Source organism: candidate division WOR-3 bacterium (genome assembly GCA_029858255.1).
Lineage (GTDB): Bacteria > Hydrothermota > Tepidihabitantia > SM23-42 > SM23-42 > SM23-42.
In genome coordinates this window covers 69,166-83,477 of the sequence record JAOUFJ010000002.1, presented here as the reverse complement: position 1 = coordinate 83,477, position 14,312 = coordinate 69,166, and the positions used below count along the sequence as shown (strand labels likewise).

Sequence of the window (14,312 nt, the reverse complement as noted above, 5' to 3'; positions counted from 1 at the left end):
GCATTTGAGCGTGGTGTGGAGTATCAGTATTTCGAGTCCATTCGGAATTCCGCTACGTCGAACCAGTAACCAGAATTCGAGAGGTAATCATACTGGGCTTGCAGCAGATCATAATGGAGTCTCTCTTCGTCAGCTATCTTATTGAATATTTCACGGGCCTTTTCGTCTGTCGTCTTCTGCGCGGCGTGACAGAAGAAATCGATGGCGTTTCTTTCAAGGTCCATGGCGATGCTGATCGCTTCGAGTTCACTTGCACGACTCTCTTTGCCTGTGCTCTCAACCTTCTTCGCCAGTGCGTCGATCATCGGTGCATCCTTCTTGGATTTCAAATCACCGAGATGTTTCTTCCAGTCTTCGCCGACCATCTTTGTGAATATATCACTGAACACTTTGAGGTGCTGAGCTTCATCACTCGCGAGTTTCAGGAACATTTTCTTACCGAGTTCATTGTGTGTCTTATCCGCTACTTGTTCAAAGAAACTCTGGCCGTTCAATTCCAATTTTATGGACTCTTTTATTACTTCAATTATTTCACCGGTTATTTCTGTCATTTAAAACCTCTTTTCAGCTTTCTATGATTGCATACCATCAGCCGCACACGAGAGGGAAGGCCGAACCTCCCCCTCGTGACTACACCTGAAGATCTATGCCGGTCCTCCTGTAGTGTCTGCGAAATACTGATTTTGTTCTTCCAGACAGCATCCACTTGACCGACATCGTGGGTAGTTTCTATATTTCTTCGAGCAAACCAGAGAATGTATCGTGATGCTCTTCCTCGTCTGCAAGTATCTTTTCGAACATCCTCTTGGTCACATCATCACCTTCGTCCTTGGCCATCTTTATTAAGTCCTTGTACATCTTTATTGCACCTTCTTCGTCTTTCTTGTCGTGCTCGATCATCTCTTTCAGACTTCCTCCGACAAAGATGGGTTCGGGTTGAGTAGTTGGGGTACCACCGAGGTAGGTCAGACGTTCTGCTATTTCCTCGGCGTGTTTCATTTCGGTGATACCGATACTTTTCAATTCATCCTTTACGGCAAAGCCCTTTAGACCCTTCCACATGACATGCTGCCACATGTATTGTATCGTGACCTGAAGTTCTCGTGCAATTGCTTTGTTCAACATATCAAGCATTTCTTTCGAAGCCATGTCTACCTCCTATTATTGTTATTTTGCTTATATTGACACTGATAGCTTGATAACCTTGTGCTCCTGAGGGTATTTACTTTCACCCTCACTCCTTGCTGACGCACGAAGCCGCGATATCGTCGCTGCATTTAGTCAGCTTCATGAAATGTTTTCTCTCTTCTTCAATAATCTTGTCGATTTCACTTCGCCTGTTCTTCGGCACCAGGTTCTTTACTTCCTGATAGTAGAGTATTGAGTCGAGCTCGCGGTCGATAGCGAATTTCAGGGCTGAAGGAGCATCATTGATCTTTTTCATCTCTTCTTCCATGCGTTGGGGTGTGAATATTATATTATCTGCGTAGGCCCTCAGGTATGAAAAATATTCGCCGGGGTAACTCTCAAAAGGTTCGTATTCTTCGATCTTTGAGACCATACCTTGATATGTTTTCTTGTGTTTAACTTCATCGTCTGCGAGCGCGGAAAATAATGATCTTATCTCTGTATTTTCTATTCTGCTTGCCATCTCGCGGTAGAATTTCTCTCCGCCTTCTTCGATTCTTATTGCGAATTGAAATACTTCACTTGGTTCAAATACACTCATCAAATACCTCCTTTATTATCTCCTTCTGCCGTTGCTATTATCATCCAAAATGGGCTGTTTGTCAACTGACACCTGGTCTGCAAAATCAGTGATGCGCCGCGATTCATCCTTGCCCTTTCTTCCTGGTCATTTCAATCCCCAGCGCATAACCCCTCTGCATTGCATCCATATTGAGCGCTTCGCTGCCTTTTGGCACTGCTTCAATTATTGCTTTTTCCAGCGCTTCCCACGAAATGATCTTGGTCAGACCGCACCACGCACCAAGCATAATGATGTTTGCCACTACCGGCTTGCCCAGTTCCCGGGCAATCGAATGCGCTGGTATTTCATAATATTCACTCTTGGGCCGGCTCTTTACGAGATCGCGGTCGAGTATTACTATGGTTTTTGGCCCGGTGTCGTTCAATTGTTGTTGGAATGCCTGTTCCGAGAGCACGATGAAATAGTCGGGAATTTTCACATACGGATAGGTGATCTGCTTGTCAGATATCCTGACGTCGGACTTCGAGACAGTGCCGCGTACCTCGGGGCCATAGGACTGCGTCTGAATTGCGAATTTTCTGTCCTTCTGAGTCGCGTGTCTGTCCTCATATAGCACCGCGGCATTAGCCAGGATAATGCCGGAAAGCACTGCACCCTGACCGCCAGAGCCAGCAACTCGTATGCTGACAATCATTTTACCACTCCTAATGCTTTCATATACGATTCGCGATTACGCTCGACGAACTCACCGATCGTGATCTTGCCCATGAGATTGAGATCAAGATGGTCTTCACTCAGGGCACTGGCTTTAGTTCTCTGTACGGAATTGCTCTTGAGCCAGTCGAATACTTTACGCGCACTATTGAGTTCGTTACGACGCCCGAACTGGGTGGGACATTGTGATGCAATCTCAACAAATGACAGACCGTCCTTCAGAAGAGCCTTCTTTATTGATTTCGTCATTTGTTTCACATTGAATGTGGTCCACCTTGCTACATAATTGGCTCCTGCCGCCACCGCGACCTCAGAGAGATCGAACGGGTATTCCCGGTTGCCGTAGGGTGTCGTCGAAGTGACAAAGTCGCGCGGTGTCGTTGTTGATGCCTGTCCGCCGGTCATTCCATAGATGTAGTTATTAATGCATATCACGGTCAATTCGATATTCCTGCGGCAGGCGTTTATGAAGTGGTTCCCTCCGATCGCACCGAGATCGCCGTCGCCAGTGAAGACTACCACCTTCAACTCGGGATTGGCGACTTTTATGCCACCGGCAAAGGCAAGCGGGCGGCCATGGGTTGTATGCAAGGAATCTGCCCTGATATATCCCGGGATCCGACCCGAGCATCCAATCCCCGCGACAAATACGGTTTTGTTCTGATCGATCCCTGATTCGTCAAAGGCATGGAAAAAGACGTTCATCACCGTCCCGACACCACACCCAGGACAGAACATGTGCGGCCAGCGGTCTTGTCTATAGAAATCGAAGAAATTCATGCCAGCTGCTCCAGTATTTCCTCAGGTGTATGAACGTCACCGCCCAATTTGGTGGACAGATCCACTCTTTCGCACGCCGATTGCCGGGCAATCCTATCTACCTCCCAATACAGTTGTCCCATATTCATTTCCAAGACCAATATCTGCTTCGCGTAACGGGCACTTTCCTTCAGTTTCTCCTCGGGAAATGGCCAGATCGTTATCGGGCGGAAAAGGCCGACGTCCGGTCTTTCACCGATGACCTCATACACTGAATTGCTGGGCGAACCGTATGCAACGACCAGTTTTTCAGCCCGGGGATTGATGATCTCTGCCCTGCAGATATCAGCCCGATGCAATCTAATCTTGTTCACGAGCCGCTTTACCAGTGCTTCATGCACTCTTGGGTCAGTTGTCTTTGGATAGCCAGATATATCGTGGGTCAAGCCGGTAATGTGGACTCTATGCCCCTGGCCGAATTTCGGGAAATTCGGGACAAGGCTTTCGTCATACGCAAATGCGTTGTAGCTCACCGGTTTTGTATGATATTTGCGTTCGATTATCTTTACACTTTTTGGGACGACGAAGGTACCGCGCATGTGACCGATGTCGGCGTCCGATAGCACGATCGCCGGCACCCGGTACTTTTCTGAAAGGTTGAACGCCTCGATGGTCAAGTCGAACATCTCCTGCACAGAGTTGGGTGCAAGGGCGATTATTTCATAATCGCCGTGTGAACCCCATCTCGCCTGCATGATATCACCCTGCGCTGCGCGAGTGGGTTGTCCTGTGCTCGGCCCGCCCCTCTGGACGTCGATGATGACGATCGGTGTCTCGGTCATGCAGGCATAACCCAGGTTCTCTTGCATCAGGGAGAACCCAGGGCCGCTTGTTGCCGTCATTACTTTTGTTCCAGTCCACGAAGCACCGATTATCGCCGCGATGGCGGCAATTTCGTCCTCCAACTGCAGGAATACGCCACCTGCTTCCCTGAGGCGTTTGGACATGCGCTCGGCAATCTCCGTTGCCGGCGTAATGGGGTAACCGGCGAAGAACTTACATCCGGCGTGGATCGCTCCCTCGACGCTCGCTTCGTCGCCTTGCATGAAGTGTGTGCCGGGCTCTAATTTAATCATATCCCCACGTTATGGCTTGGTCCGGACAGACATAGATACACAACTCGCATTTCTTCTTCTCGGCCGGGCCACGGTCACTATCTACGCATTTTTCAGGATCCTCTAAACGCGGAACGATGTAGCCGCGTGAGGATGCCGTTTCGCCTTCTGAATAGACTCGCACCGGGCATATTGCGATACAGATATTGCATCCTTTGCAATATTTCTCATCGATCTTCGGCTGCACTGGCATCAGGTAATTCCAATACTCTTGTGTCGCTCAAAGATTGCGCTTGCTAATTTGTCTAACGAGCCGAAATCACTGGTTGTCGGGTAGCCCTTGACGATTACAGGTTCGAGCAACTCCACTTTGAGATTACCGAGCATACCGGTTATCTGCTCCAGCATCTTACCACCCCAGCCAAATGATCCAATAACCGATGCATATCTGGCCTTGGGTCGCAGAGCATTTGTCAGATACGCTGCGTACGCGGCTGCAGGATGCGGACCGGCCAGCACGGTTGGGGTCGCAATGACGATCGTGGCTGCGTCAACGAGAGCGACCGCCAGTTCACCGATGTCAGTCTTCGTTAGATTGAAAGGTTTAACCGTTATCCGTTTCTTTATCAGAGCATCGATGAGATGCTCGACCATTTTTTTCGTACTTCCGTGCATTGACACGTATGGTAGTATCACTTCGTTCTTTACTTTATCCGATGTCCAGTCCCGGTATGCGTCGATTATTAAATCGGTATCCTTATGTACTGGCCCGTGGCTCGGAGCGATGATTTCTATTGAGTACTCTTCGAGTTTCTTGAGGTGTTTCTGGATTACATTTCTGAACGGCATCATGATCTCGGCATAGTAGCGCTTTGCGGATTCATATACCCGTGGAAGGTCGGTTGGATAGAGTTCGCTGGAAGCAAGATGGGCTCCGAAGAGATCGCACGGAAACAGAATTTTCTCTTCTTGCAGGTAAGTCAGCATCGTTTCGGGCCAGTGCACCCATGGTGCGATGATGAATTCCAGGGTTCTGTCACCGAGTGAAATTTTGTCTTTGTCGTTGACCGTGATGAATTTCTCTTCGGGGAGGAGGAGGAGCTCCATGAGCATTGTTTTACATTTCTGATTAGTGATGACCTTTGCTTCTGGAAATGTTTCCATGACTTCTGGTATGCCGCCTGAGTGGTCCTGCTCGGCATGATTCGCTATTATGTAGTGGAGTTTTCCGACGCCGAGGTCCTTCAAATTCGCGATGAGCTCGTTTTGTTTTTCAGGATCAACAGAATCGATGAGCGCGTTCTTTTCACTGCCTTTGATCACGTATGAATTGTAGGTCGTGCCATCGGGGAGAGGGATCAGTTCGTCGAATAGCCTGCGGTCCCAATGATTCGAGCCGACATAGAATATGCCACTTTTAATCTCACGTGCCGCCATCAATTCATCCTTTCGAACTGATCCTTTCCTACCCCGCAGACAGGACATACCCAGTCCTCGGGGATCTCTTCAAATCTAGTTCCTGGCTTTATTCCGGAATCGGGATCGCCTTTCTCCGGATCGTAGATATAACCGCAAACCGTGCATTTGTATTTGTCCATCCTTGTTACCTCCGCTTTGTGAGTTTCACTCTTGCTGCCGACATAGGTCGGTGCTGTTTTCGGCGATTTGCCACCTTTTACATTGTGATAGTAATCATAGGTCAGGCCTTCGCCGTCGGTCAGGTTCTCCGCGTCGATCAACTTACCAACAAAAAGGACATGGGTTCCCAGATCCATGTTATCGATCACTTCACATTCAAGATAGCCTGTCGCGTGTTCAGTAACGATAGGATTTCCGCGTTCGCTCGTGATGTGGGCGGTCTCTTTGAACTTATCGAAATCACGTCCGCAACGGAATCCAAACCGACCGATGAACTGCATGGGTGTATCTTTTTCAAGAATCGACACGCTAAAGTGTCTGCTGGTCTCGATATACTCGTGAGTGAGGTTCTTTTTGTTTATGCATACAGCTATCGTAGGGGGATCGGATGTTGTTTGGAATACCGCATTTGCTATCTGCCCGTTGAATTTGTTACCGACACCTGAGCTGACCACATACAGCCCGTACCCCAACCTATGTAGTGTATCAAGGTTCATTGAAATTCTATGCACCTTCTTCGATAATTCCTGTTCACGTTAATCGGCAAATGAGTGAACAGCTAAAATACCTGTTCGACTGATTTGACTTCCGGTATCCTGTCTTTCAGGGTTTTTTCAATTGCCATTTTAAGTGTTAGGGTACTCATCGGGCAGGTACCACAAGCACCAGTTAGCCTTACCTTGACAACACCTTGTTCAGTAACATCGACCAACTCAACGTTGCCGCCGTCGGCCTCTAAGCTGGGTCGAATCTCACCCAGCACTTTCTCGACTTTCTCTTTCATGTTTTTTCCTCCTTACTCAATTTAGACATGTTGTTAAATCTTTTGTTTACGTCCCTTTCTCAAACACTTCTTGCACAAACCTTTGAAATAACCGTGTATCTCTTCAATTTTGTGCCCGTCAACAACCTTTCGTTCGGCTATTGGGCAAGCGATATCAATATCGGTGATGGAACCGCAATTTCTGCAGAGAAAATGGTGATGCGGCGTGGTAATGAAACCGTACCGGATCTCGGTGCCGGTTATTGTTATGGCAGAGACGATACCCGCCTTAAGAAAAGAATTGAGTGTATTGTATACAGTCGTCATAGAGAGCATCGGCATCTTGTCCGTAAGGGCGGTATAGATCTTTTCGGCGGTCAGGTGACTTTTTTTGCTTTTGTTGAGATGGTCTATTATCATCAGTCGCTGGTATGTTGGTTTTAATCCTCTGTCCGTCAGGAGTTTTCTCATTTCTTTGCTGTTTGGAATAATTCCAATCATGTAATAGTTATAATCAGAAAATGCGCCTTGTCAAGCCTGAGTTTATGCTGGTTCGGCAGTTACAGGATCAGATTGAGCAGGCTGCCTACCAGGAAGGCCGATGTTATCATTATTGATGCTGCTTTGATCATGTCGATGACACCGAGTTCCCTGACAAACACGGCAAACGTGGCGATGCATGGAAAACTCATGGTGAGGACCACACAGGCGACAATAAGCTGCTTCACGTTGAGTCCGAGCGGGGCCAGCATGCCAACTGCCAGATCCTTCCTGAAGAAGCCGATCAGTAGAGCACCGACGGCTTCGAAGGGCAGGCCGAACGCGCGTGCGGTGAATGGCCCTATGATATTGCCAAGGAATGAAATGATCCCGAAGGCGTAGAGTAAGTTCACGAAGAAAACACCCACCAGAACAAAAGGAACTGCTTCATGCAAGAACCAGTATATCCTCATCCATACTTTCTTCATAAGAGTTGGAAGATGGGGGAGACGATATGCAGGAATTTCTGTGAATATCTCCGGACTTTCTCCCTTGACCAGCAGCTTGAAGAGATTGCCTGTGATAAGCCAAACCGCAAAAAGTGTCACGAGAACGGGCAGCAGGCCTCGTAAACCGTGCTTGCCGAGTAGTCCAAAAACCATTGCGGTCTGCGCCATGCAGGGTATTGAAATAGACATCAGGGTGGCGGCGATGAACCTCTCGCGCTTTGTTTCCAGAATGCGAGTAGCCATGACACCAGGTACGTTGCAGCCGCATGCCAGGAGCATCGGTACGATTGCCATGCCGTGCAAGCCGATCACGTGCAAGACATTGTCTAGAAGGACCGCCAGCCTCGGCAAATAACCTGAATCCTCGAGTACACTGAGTACGAGATAGAAGGCGAAGATATAAGGGAGGACTGCGCCAAAGGGGACGTAGAGACCTGTCGTCAGGATCCCGAAAGACTGGCCGAAGTCAATGCTGCCATCGATGAGCTGGCCGATGATGATCTTATGGATGAGACTCCCTGATACGAGCATATCTGAGAGTCGCATCATGAGCGGTCGCCATATATTGTTGAAAATAGGATCTGTGAGCAGTGATATCAGTCCCTCGCCGATCAACCGGATGATGAAGAACAATGCTGCGATGACGAGAATGGCGATAGGAATACCGGTCCAGGGGTGGATTGTAAGGTCGCCGAGGCGTTCACCTATGGTATGGTGTTTGTGCTTTATGGTTTGGACCTTGTCGACTATTCTGCCGACTTCATGCCATCTTTCATCGTCCACGTAGTTGTATTCTCCGCGTTTTGCCTGGCCGAGACGGGAGACGAGTTCTTTGATGCCCTCGCCGGTGACGGCTACGGTCGGAATAACCGGGATACCGAGCACCTTCTCCAGATTTTCGGCGTCTATGGAGATACCGATATGCTTTGCTTCATCCCAGAGGTTTAAGGCGATCAAAACCGGGATCTCTTTTTTCATGAGTTGGAGGGTGAGGTTAAGGTTTCTCTCAAGGTTGGTTGCGTCCACAACATTGATCACGATGCTGTCCTTGGCAGCGATCGCTCTATCAAGAATGGCGACGGCCACTTTTTCGGCCGGAGAATTCGGTTCAAGACTGTATGTGCCTGGTGCATCGACAACTTCGATCTTATTCACGCCCGAACCGATGCAGCCCTGGCAGAATTCCACGGTGGTTCCGGGATAATTTGAAGCGATGACTCTGACACCGGTCAGCCTCGAGAATATCACGCTCTTGCCGACATTTGGATTACCCATTAGCAGAACTCTCTTTATCATCTAAACCTCAACGAAGATCCGACTTGCCATGCCAAAACCGATGGCGACCTGAGTAGCGCCGACGGTTATAATTACTGGCCCGCGCATGATCTGTCCGCTTATCTTGGTGATTTTAACGCCGGGACGGATACCCATCGCGTTGAACCGTGCACATAACCCACGGCCGCCCTGGATCTCGATTACCTTGCCTTTTGTGCCAGATTCCATGCTGGTCAGGGGAATGGGTGGCATCCTATCGTCTCCTTCGTTTCTTCTTACATTCCCGGCAGATGCCATACAATTCTAACCGGTGAGCGGATACGTCGAATCCGTATTTCTGTGCCACATCGTGCTGCAGTTTCTCAATCTTGCTATTCTCGAATTCGATGATCTTCCCGCACTCCTGGCAGATCAAGTGGTCGTGATGTTCTGATTTGTCGATGGGTTCATACCTCGATACGGAATTACCGAACATCGATTCACCGGCGAGCCCCCATCGCGTGAGCAACTTAATCGCCCGGTAAACTGTTGAATAGCTTATTCCGCTCTTCTGTTTCTTGATCTCGTTGTATAGCTCTTCGACCGTAAAATGCCGGCCTGCGTTGACGAAATAATCGACAACAAAGGTACGCTTATCGGAACTTTTCAGCCCGTACTTTGTCCTGTGCCTTATAAAAGTCTGTAAGGTTTCTGCCCGTTTGTTCATACACCCTCCTCATAAATGAAATTGCAATTCATTTTCATTATTCATTATAATCATTGAGAACGACTTGTCAAGCGTTAGTTTTTGTGAATGCGTAACCTTCTGTATCTGGAGTTTTGTTGTTACGGGGTTGTGAAGATCATCTTTATCAGCGCTGTCGGTTCGATCCTGAAAGGCGAACCCTTGCCTTCGAAGAATCCATGCTCTTTTATGAGATGGATGTTCAGCTCAGACCAGCGCAGGCTGGTTCCGGTTTCAGAATTATTAACCGTCGTTATCCTCTTCAGGCATCGCACGTGATGGGGCCACGGACATGGCACCACGCCCCGGTTGTCATCTACCATCACCCGCAGGTTCTGGCCGATCACCACCCACACACCAAGGCCCTCCGCACCTGTGTTGGTGATTTGCTGCATGCGGGTGGATATTTCCTCCATCGTTTTACCCGTCCTTGCCACTTGAGCCGCATCTTCATCGATGATCTCCCAGAGGTTTCTCCTGTCCGTTCCCATGAAACCGCTGGAAGAGAATTTGGAGGACTTCAACATATTTTCGAGTTTTTTCTCTTGGGGTGATTTCTTCATAGCCGCCTCCTATTACGAGAACTTGTCAAAATAGATCTTTTCCTCAGGAATGCCGCAGTCGGTCAACATCTTGACAGACGATTCGATCATACCGGGACTGCCGCACAAGTAGCCCTCATATTGATTTGCATCTTGTTGTTTCTTTAGATACTCCGATGCCACGGTCGTTACCCTACCCGTCTCGCCCTGCCATTTTGCATCGGGTTCTGGTTGTGACACGACAGGAATGAATTTGAAAGCCCCTATCCTGGATTCGAATGCCTTCATTTCATCCGCCAGAAAAAGGTCTTTCGTGCTTCGTACTCCGAAAAAGAAGACTGACTTTCGGGTGTTCTCAGTATTTTGCATGTGATGCAGGATACACTTGATCGGTGCAATTCCCGAGCCACCGGCTATGAAAATTATCGGTGCATTAGTATCACGCAAATAGAAGTGGCCGTACGGTCCGTTTATTCTAACCGGCTCGCCCTTTTTGAGATAGTCGAATAGATATGTAGTACATATCCCATCCGGGACATGACGCACGATCAATTCGATAGACTTCTTATCTGAAGGGTCAGATGAGATGGAATACGCACGGTAGACTTCTTCGGAACTTTTTTCATACTCGGGGGAGAGGAGTTGAACGTATTGGCCGGGGATATATTTCATTTGTTCCCCGTCGGGAAAAGTCAGTCTGAATTGCTTGATGTCATAGGTATAATCGATGATTTCATCACAAGTGCACAGATACTCCTTGATGGTCAGGAGTTCCTGTGGTATTTCGATTTTCAGATCGCTTCTCATCTTGACCTGACATGATAACCTGATGCCTTCTTTGCGTTCTTTATCATCCATGTATGGTTCTTCGGTCGGCAGCAGAGGTCCCGCTCCCTCAATGACCTTCACCTTGCAATAACCACAGGTACCCCTTCCTCCGCACGCCGAAGGTATGAATATCTTCTGCAGGCTAAGGTTCTCCAGCAAAGTACCTCCACCCCTGATCGTGAACCGCTTCTCACCTTTGTTTATGTCTACTTGCACATCGCCATAGTTGGTTATCACCCGTTCCGCAAAGACCAGGACGCCGGCTAGCAGCCCACCTACCGCACTGACTATTGCTATGGGGATAACAAAAACACCCAAGTGACTATATCCTCCGTGATTCAACTATCATCTTCCGGAGAGTACACCGGTGAAGCCGATGAAAGCCAGAGCCATGATACCGGCGATGACCAGGGTAATCCCCGGTCCCTGCAGGCCTTTTGGTATACGTGCATTGTTAAGCTTCTCCCGTATCCCTGCCATGGCGACAATTGCCAGCATCCATCCTCCGCCACTTCCGAAGCCAAACGCGATCGCCTCGGCCAGGCTGTATTCCCGGATGACCATGAAGAGAGAGGCTCCGAGGATCGCACAATTGACAGTGATCAGCGGTAGAAATATACCGAGGTTCTGGTACAGCACTGGCGAGTAGCGCTCGATAGCCATCTCAATGAATTGAACGAATGCTGCGATTATTACTATGAAGAGGATGAAACGAAAATACTCGATAGCATACGGCTCGAGTATGTATCGATACGCAAGCCAATCAAGAGCTATCGTGAACGTCATGACAAAGACCACTGCAAGTCCTAAACCCACGGCCGTTTTGACCTGCCGTGAAACGGAAAGGAACGAGCACATACCGAGGAACCTGGCGAGGAGAATATTATCGGTGAAGACTGCCGTGAAGAGGACGATCGCCAGATGTATCATGCTATTGCTGGAGCCGGTCATTTCTTTGCCTCTGTGCTTTTCTGGTCTTTTTCTTTTTGAATCGTTCTCGCTATCCAGACGATCACTGCCAATGTGAAGAATGCGCCCGGTGGCATCACCATTATTATCCAGCGGTCCCACATTGAAGATGAGAGAAAGGGCATCGGTATACCAAGGAGTGAACCCATCCCGAGGAGTTCGCGAACCACGGCGACACAGATCAATATCAGTGAATAGCCGACACCTGAGGACAAACCGTCGATGAATGAAAGCACAGGTGGATTCGCATTGGCGAAGGCTTCGGCTCTTCCCATTATGATACAGTTAGTTATGATGAGGCCGACATAAGGACCCAGGTTCCTGCTCATGTCCGGCCAGTAAGCCTTGAGTGCTTGATCGAACAGAATTACGTAGAAGGCGATGATCAAGACTTCGACCATCATTCTGATGATACGTGGCGTGTATTTGCGCATTACCGATACGGTGAAACCCGAAAGGGCAGTTGTGAAAATTACGGCCGCTCCCATAACCATTGTGTTCAGTACGAGATTCGTTACAGCGAGGGCACTGCATATGCCGAGGATCTGCCGGAAGACCGGATTCTCTCCCCAGATTGCTGTCAGCACGACGTCTCTTGTTCGTTTGGCCGCAATCATTTTTGCTCCGCCATTCGTGCGCGCCACTGGCTGATATTTTCATTCATGAATTTCGCCAGTCTATTGCTTGTCTGGGTTGCGCCGGTTATTGCATGTACAGAACTCTCATCGAGCGGTTCGGTTGGACCACGAATCTGGAGCGGCGTGCCTGTTTGTGATATTCTTTTGCCCACGAATTGCTCGCGGAATGAGGTTTTTGTGATCTCTCCGCCGAGTCCCGGCGTTTCGTTCTGCTCATAGAATGCGATACCGCTTATGGTCATCGCGTCGGGCTCGAAGCCGATCACCCCTTTGATCGGCGCCCAGAAGCCGGGGCCTTCCAGAGGCAGGGCGTAGCCTTTGATTGAATCTCCTTTTACATACCTGAACGCCCCTGCACTAGTTTCATCGGCCTCGCGGATACTGGATAGATAGATCTGATGTATTTGCCATGGCGCCGTTGTACCCGCGATTTCGACCGGCAAGGACTGTATCACCGCTCGCTCAAAGGCGATCGCTTCGTTTTCCTTGACCCTTTTACGTGTGATCGTACCAAATATGATCAAAACGGTGCTCAATATCAGGGTAAGCATGAACATGTAGATCACTGGAAACCACGCTTTGTCCTTCAGATTCATTTAGCGCTGTCCGGTCAGTTCCTTGCTCTTTATGCTGTGAGTTCGATTCTTGAAGGCATAATCCAGAATCGGTGCGAACATATTTGCGATGAGCAGGGAGAACATGAATCCGCCATTGAAGACCGAGAAATTTCTGATAATGGCTGTAGTGCCCGCGATAACCACGGAATATACTATGCGCGCTCTCTTCGTTTTTGGTGCGCTAATTGGATCGGTTGCCATAAAGAAAGCGCCAAAGAGAAAACCGCCACCGAGCAGTGCCGGTAAAATACCCGGAGACGCTTTCACATTCAGTAGTAAGAGTATGCCGTTTGCCAGAACGTATGTGATGATCACCGTAAGGATGATCCATCGATTCGCCGTTTTCGTAATGAAAACATAGAGGCCACCGACGCTTATTGCTATGGCACTGGTCACGCCCATGGTACCTGACAATCTACCCAGCAGCAGAGCGGTCAGGGCTGGTGATACTGCTTCTCCTGTTTTGACCAGGGCCATCGGGGTCGCGGCCGTGATGGCATTAGGGTTAAGCGCCGTACTCCAGGTGCCCAGCGCGCCCCAGATGCCCTGTGCAGCCGGTGCCCACGTCGCGGTGAGTGCGACGGGAAAGCATATGTATAAGAACGCACGGCCAACCATCGCCGGATTGAAGACGTTGAAGCCAAAACCACCGAACACCATCTTTCCGAACATTATTGCGAACACCATACCGAAGATCAGTATATGCCATGGTATCGTTGGCGGCATGATGAGCGCGTATATGATAGCAGAAACGAATACGGCTTCTGTGACGGGTTCGTTGTGCCGGCGTGTGAAAACGTATTCCGTGGCGAAACCAATAAAACATGATGTGAGTACAATAAAAAGGGACCGCCAGCCAAAGAAATATATCGATGCCATTATGCAGGGTACCATGGCAAGCATCATTCGCCGCATGACCGGCTGTTTTCTCAAGATGCGAGTACTATTCTCCTTCATATATGGCCGAGTTTTTTATATTCGTGTAATTTACCCCGTTGAATATGGACAAGGATAACCAGTGTTCATAGAA

20 protein-coding genes and 1 pseudogene are annotated in these 14,312 nt (G+C 48.9%); all 21 read right to left on the bottom strand.

What is annotated here, in order from left to right; translation table 11 throughout:
• Positions 1–23: 23 nt before the first annotated feature.
• Positions 24–551, bottom strand: coding sequence for a ferritin family protein (locus OEV79_01560; protein ID MDH4210120.1), 528 nt, complete (start codon positions 549–551; stop codon positions 24–26).
• A gap of 178 nt (positions 552–729) precedes the next feature.
• Entirely contained in the window at positions 730–1,149 is a 420-nt protein-coding gene (locus OEV79_01555; protein MDH4210119.1) for a ferritin-like domain-containing protein, read from the bottom strand.
• An 85-nt stretch (positions 1,150–1,234) separates the two neighbouring features.
• Positions 1,235–1,729, bottom strand: coding sequence for a ferritin family protein (locus tag OEV79_01550; protein ID MDH4210118.1), 495 nt, complete (start codon positions 1,727–1,729; stop codon positions 1,235–1,237).
• Between the two features lie 103 nt (positions 1,730–1,832).
• The gene (locus OEV79_01545) at positions 1,833–2,405 is read right to left on the bottom strand and encodes a 2-oxoacid:acceptor oxidoreductase family protein (GenBank protein MDH4210117.1); all 573 of its coding nucleotides are present in this window, start codon (positions 2,403–2,405) and stop codon (positions 1,833–1,835) included.
• Positions 2,402–3,205 carry a thiamine pyrophosphate-dependent enzyme gene (locus OEV79_01540; GenBank protein MDH4210116.1) on the bottom strand — a complete coding sequence of 268 codons (804 nt, stop codon included), beginning with the start codon at positions 3,203–3,205 and terminating at the stop codon, positions 2,402–2,404. The genes OEV79_01545 and OEV79_01540 overlap by 4 nt, the downstream gene beginning before the upstream one ends.
• Complete coding sequence (locus OEV79_01535; GenBank protein ID MDH4210115.1) at positions 3,202–4,320, bottom strand: 2-oxoacid:acceptor oxidoreductase subunit alpha; 1,119 nt, start codon at positions 4,318–4,320, stop codon at positions 3,202–3,204. The genes OEV79_01540 and OEV79_01535 overlap by 4 nt, the downstream gene beginning before the upstream one ends.
• Positions 4,313–4,552 (bottom strand): ferredoxin family protein, encoded by a 240-nt coding sequence (locus tag OEV79_01530; GenBank protein MDH4210114.1) that lies wholly within the window; start codon positions 4,550–4,552, stop codon positions 4,313–4,315. Before OEV79_01530 ends, OEV79_01535 begins: the two co-directional genes overlap by 8 nt.
• Complete coding sequence (locus OEV79_01525; protein ID MDH4210113.1) at positions 4,552–5,736, bottom strand: FprA family A-type flavoprotein; 1,185 nt, start codon at positions 5,734–5,736, stop codon at positions 4,552–4,554. The genes OEV79_01530 and OEV79_01525 overlap by 1 nt, the downstream gene beginning before the upstream one ends.
• Positions 5,736–5,897 carry a rubredoxin gene (locus OEV79_01520; protein MDH4210112.1) on the bottom strand — a complete coding sequence of 54 codons (162 nt, stop codon included), beginning with the start codon at positions 5,895–5,897 and terminating at the stop codon, positions 5,736–5,738. The genes OEV79_01525 and OEV79_01520 overlap by 1 nt, the downstream gene beginning before the upstream one ends.
• Before the next feature lie 108 nt (positions 5,898–6,005).
• Positions 6,006–6,434 (bottom strand): annotated as a pseudogene (locus tag OEV79_01515) (flavin reductase family protein).
• Positions 6,435–6,496: 62 nt separating this feature from the next.
• Complete coding sequence (locus OEV79_01510) at positions 6,497–6,721, bottom strand: NifU family protein (protein ID MDH4210111.1); 225 nt, start codon at positions 6,719–6,721, stop codon at positions 6,497–6,499.
• A gap of 33 nt (positions 6,722–6,754) precedes the next feature.
• Complete coding sequence (locus tag OEV79_01505) at positions 6,755–7,201, bottom strand: transcriptional repressor (GenBank protein ID MDH4210110.1); 447 nt, start codon at positions 7,199–7,201, stop codon at positions 6,755–6,757.
• Positions 7,202–7,260: 59 nt separating this feature from the next.
• A complete protein-coding gene (locus OEV79_01500; protein ID MDH4210109.1) occupies positions 7,261–8,985 on the bottom strand; it encodes a ferrous iron transporter B in 1,725 nt (574 codons plus the stop codon).
• Positions 8,986–9,216, bottom strand: coding sequence for a ferrous iron transport protein A (locus OEV79_01495; protein ID MDH4210108.1), 231 nt, complete (start codon positions 9,214–9,216; stop codon positions 8,986–8,988).
• Position 9,217: 1 nt separating this feature from the next.
• Positions 9,218–9,670, bottom strand: coding sequence for a transcriptional repressor (locus OEV79_01490; protein MDH4210107.1), 453 nt, complete (start codon positions 9,668–9,670; stop codon positions 9,218–9,220).
• 119 nt (positions 9,671–9,789) lie between these two features.
• Complete coding sequence (locus OEV79_01485; GenBank protein MDH4210106.1) at positions 9,790–10,251, bottom strand: hypothetical protein; 462 nt, start codon at positions 10,249–10,251, stop codon at positions 9,790–9,792.
• Positions 10,252–10,263: 12 nt separating this feature from the next.
• Positions 10,264–11,376 carry an FAD-binding oxidoreductase gene (locus tag OEV79_01480; GenBank protein ID MDH4210105.1) on the bottom strand — a complete coding sequence of 371 codons (1,113 nt, stop codon included), beginning with the start codon at positions 11,374–11,376 and terminating at the stop codon, positions 10,264–10,266.
• Positions 11,377–11,403: 27 nt separating this feature from the next.
• Positions 11,404–12,009, bottom strand: a complete 606-nt coding sequence (locus tag OEV79_01475; GenBank protein ID MDH4210104.1) for an NADH:ubiquinone reductase (Na(+)-transporting) subunit E — start codon at positions 12,007–12,009, stop codon at positions 11,404–11,406.
• Positions 12,006–12,644, bottom strand: coding sequence for an NADH:ubiquinone reductase (Na(+)-transporting) subunit D (locus OEV79_01470; protein ID MDH4210103.1), 639 nt, complete (start codon positions 12,642–12,644; stop codon positions 12,006–12,008). The genes OEV79_01475 and OEV79_01470 overlap by 4 nt, the downstream gene beginning before the upstream one ends.
• Positions 12,641–13,261 (bottom strand): FMN-binding protein, encoded by a 621-nt coding sequence (locus OEV79_01465; GenBank protein MDH4210102.1) that lies wholly within the window; start codon positions 13,259–13,261, stop codon positions 12,641–12,643. The genes OEV79_01470 and OEV79_01465 overlap by 4 nt, the downstream gene beginning before the upstream one ends.
• On the bottom strand, positions 13,262–14,215 hold the full coding sequence (locus OEV79_01460) for an RnfABCDGE type electron transport complex subunit D (protein MDH4210101.1): 954 nt from the start codon (positions 14,213–14,215) through the stop codon (positions 13,262–13,264).
• Between the last annotated feature and the right edge of the window lie 97 nt (positions 14,216–14,312).

Excerpts from the sequence above, each read along its gene's own strand:
- OEV79_01560 (MDH4210120.1), bottom strand. The coding sequence starts at position 551 with ATGACAGAAATAACCGGTGAAATAATTGAAGTAATAAAAGAGTCCATA.
- OEV79_01555 (MDH4210119.1), bottom strand. The coding sequence starts at position 1,149 with ATGGCTTCGAAAGAAATGCTTGATATGTTGAACAAAGCAATTGCACGA.
- OEV79_01550 (MDH4210118.1), bottom strand. The coding sequence starts at position 1,729 with ATGAGTGTATTTGAACCAAGTGAAGTATTTCAATTCGCAATAAGAATC.
- OEV79_01545 (MDH4210117.1), bottom strand. The coding sequence starts at position 2,405 with ATGATTGTCAGCATACGAGTTGCTGGCTCTGGCGGTCAGGGTGCAGTG.
- OEV79_01540 (MDH4210116.1), bottom strand. The coding sequence starts at position 3,205 with ATGAATTTCTTCGATTTCTATAGACAAGACCGCTGGCCGCACATGTTC.
- OEV79_01535 (MDH4210115.1), bottom strand. The coding sequence starts at position 4,320 with ATGATTAAATTAGAGCCCGGCACACACTTCATGCAAGGCGACGAAGCG.
- OEV79_01530 (MDH4210114.1), bottom strand. The coding sequence starts at position 4,552 with ATGCCAGTGCAGCCGAAGATCGATGAGAAATATTGCAAAGGATGCAAT.
- OEV79_01525 (MDH4210113.1), bottom strand. The coding sequence starts at position 5,736 with ATGGCGGCACGTGAGATTAAAAGTGGCATATTCTATGTCGGCTCGAAT.
- OEV79_01520 (MDH4210112.1), bottom strand. The coding sequence starts at position 5,897 with ATGGACAAATACAAATGCACGGTTTGCGGTTATATCTACGATCCGGAG.
- OEV79_01510 (MDH4210111.1), bottom strand. The coding sequence starts at position 6,721 with ATGAAAGAGAAAGTCGAGAAAGTGCTGGGTGAGATTCGACCCAGCTTA.
- OEV79_01505 (MDH4210110.1), bottom strand. The coding sequence starts at position 7,201 with ATGATTGGAATTATTCCAAACAGCAAAGAAATGAGAAAACTCCTGACG.
- OEV79_01500 (MDH4210109.1), bottom strand. The coding sequence starts at position 8,985 with ATGATAAAGAGAGTTCTGCTAATGGGTAATCCAAATGTCGGCAAGAGC.
- OEV79_01495 (MDH4210108.1), bottom strand. The coding sequence starts at position 9,216 with ATGCCACCCATTCCCCTGACCAGCATGGAATCTGGCACAAAAGGCAAG.
- OEV79_01490 (MDH4210107.1), bottom strand. The coding sequence starts at position 9,670 with ATGAACAAACGGGCAGAAACCTTACAGACTTTTATAAGGCACAGGACA.
- OEV79_01485 (MDH4210106.1), bottom strand. The coding sequence starts at position 10,251 with ATGAAGAAATCACCCCAAGAGAAAAAACTCGAAAATATGTTGAAGTCC.
- OEV79_01475 (MDH4210104.1), bottom strand. The coding sequence starts at position 12,009 with ATGACCGGCTCCAGCAATAGCATGATACATCTGGCGATCGTCCTCTTC.
- OEV79_01470 (MDH4210103.1), bottom strand. The coding sequence starts at position 12,644 with ATGATTGCGGCCAAACGAACAAGAGACGTCGTGCTGACAGCAATCTGG.
- OEV79_01465 (MDH4210102.1), bottom strand. The coding sequence starts at position 13,261 with ATGAATCTGAAGGACAAAGCGTGGTTTCCAGTGATCTACATGTTCATG.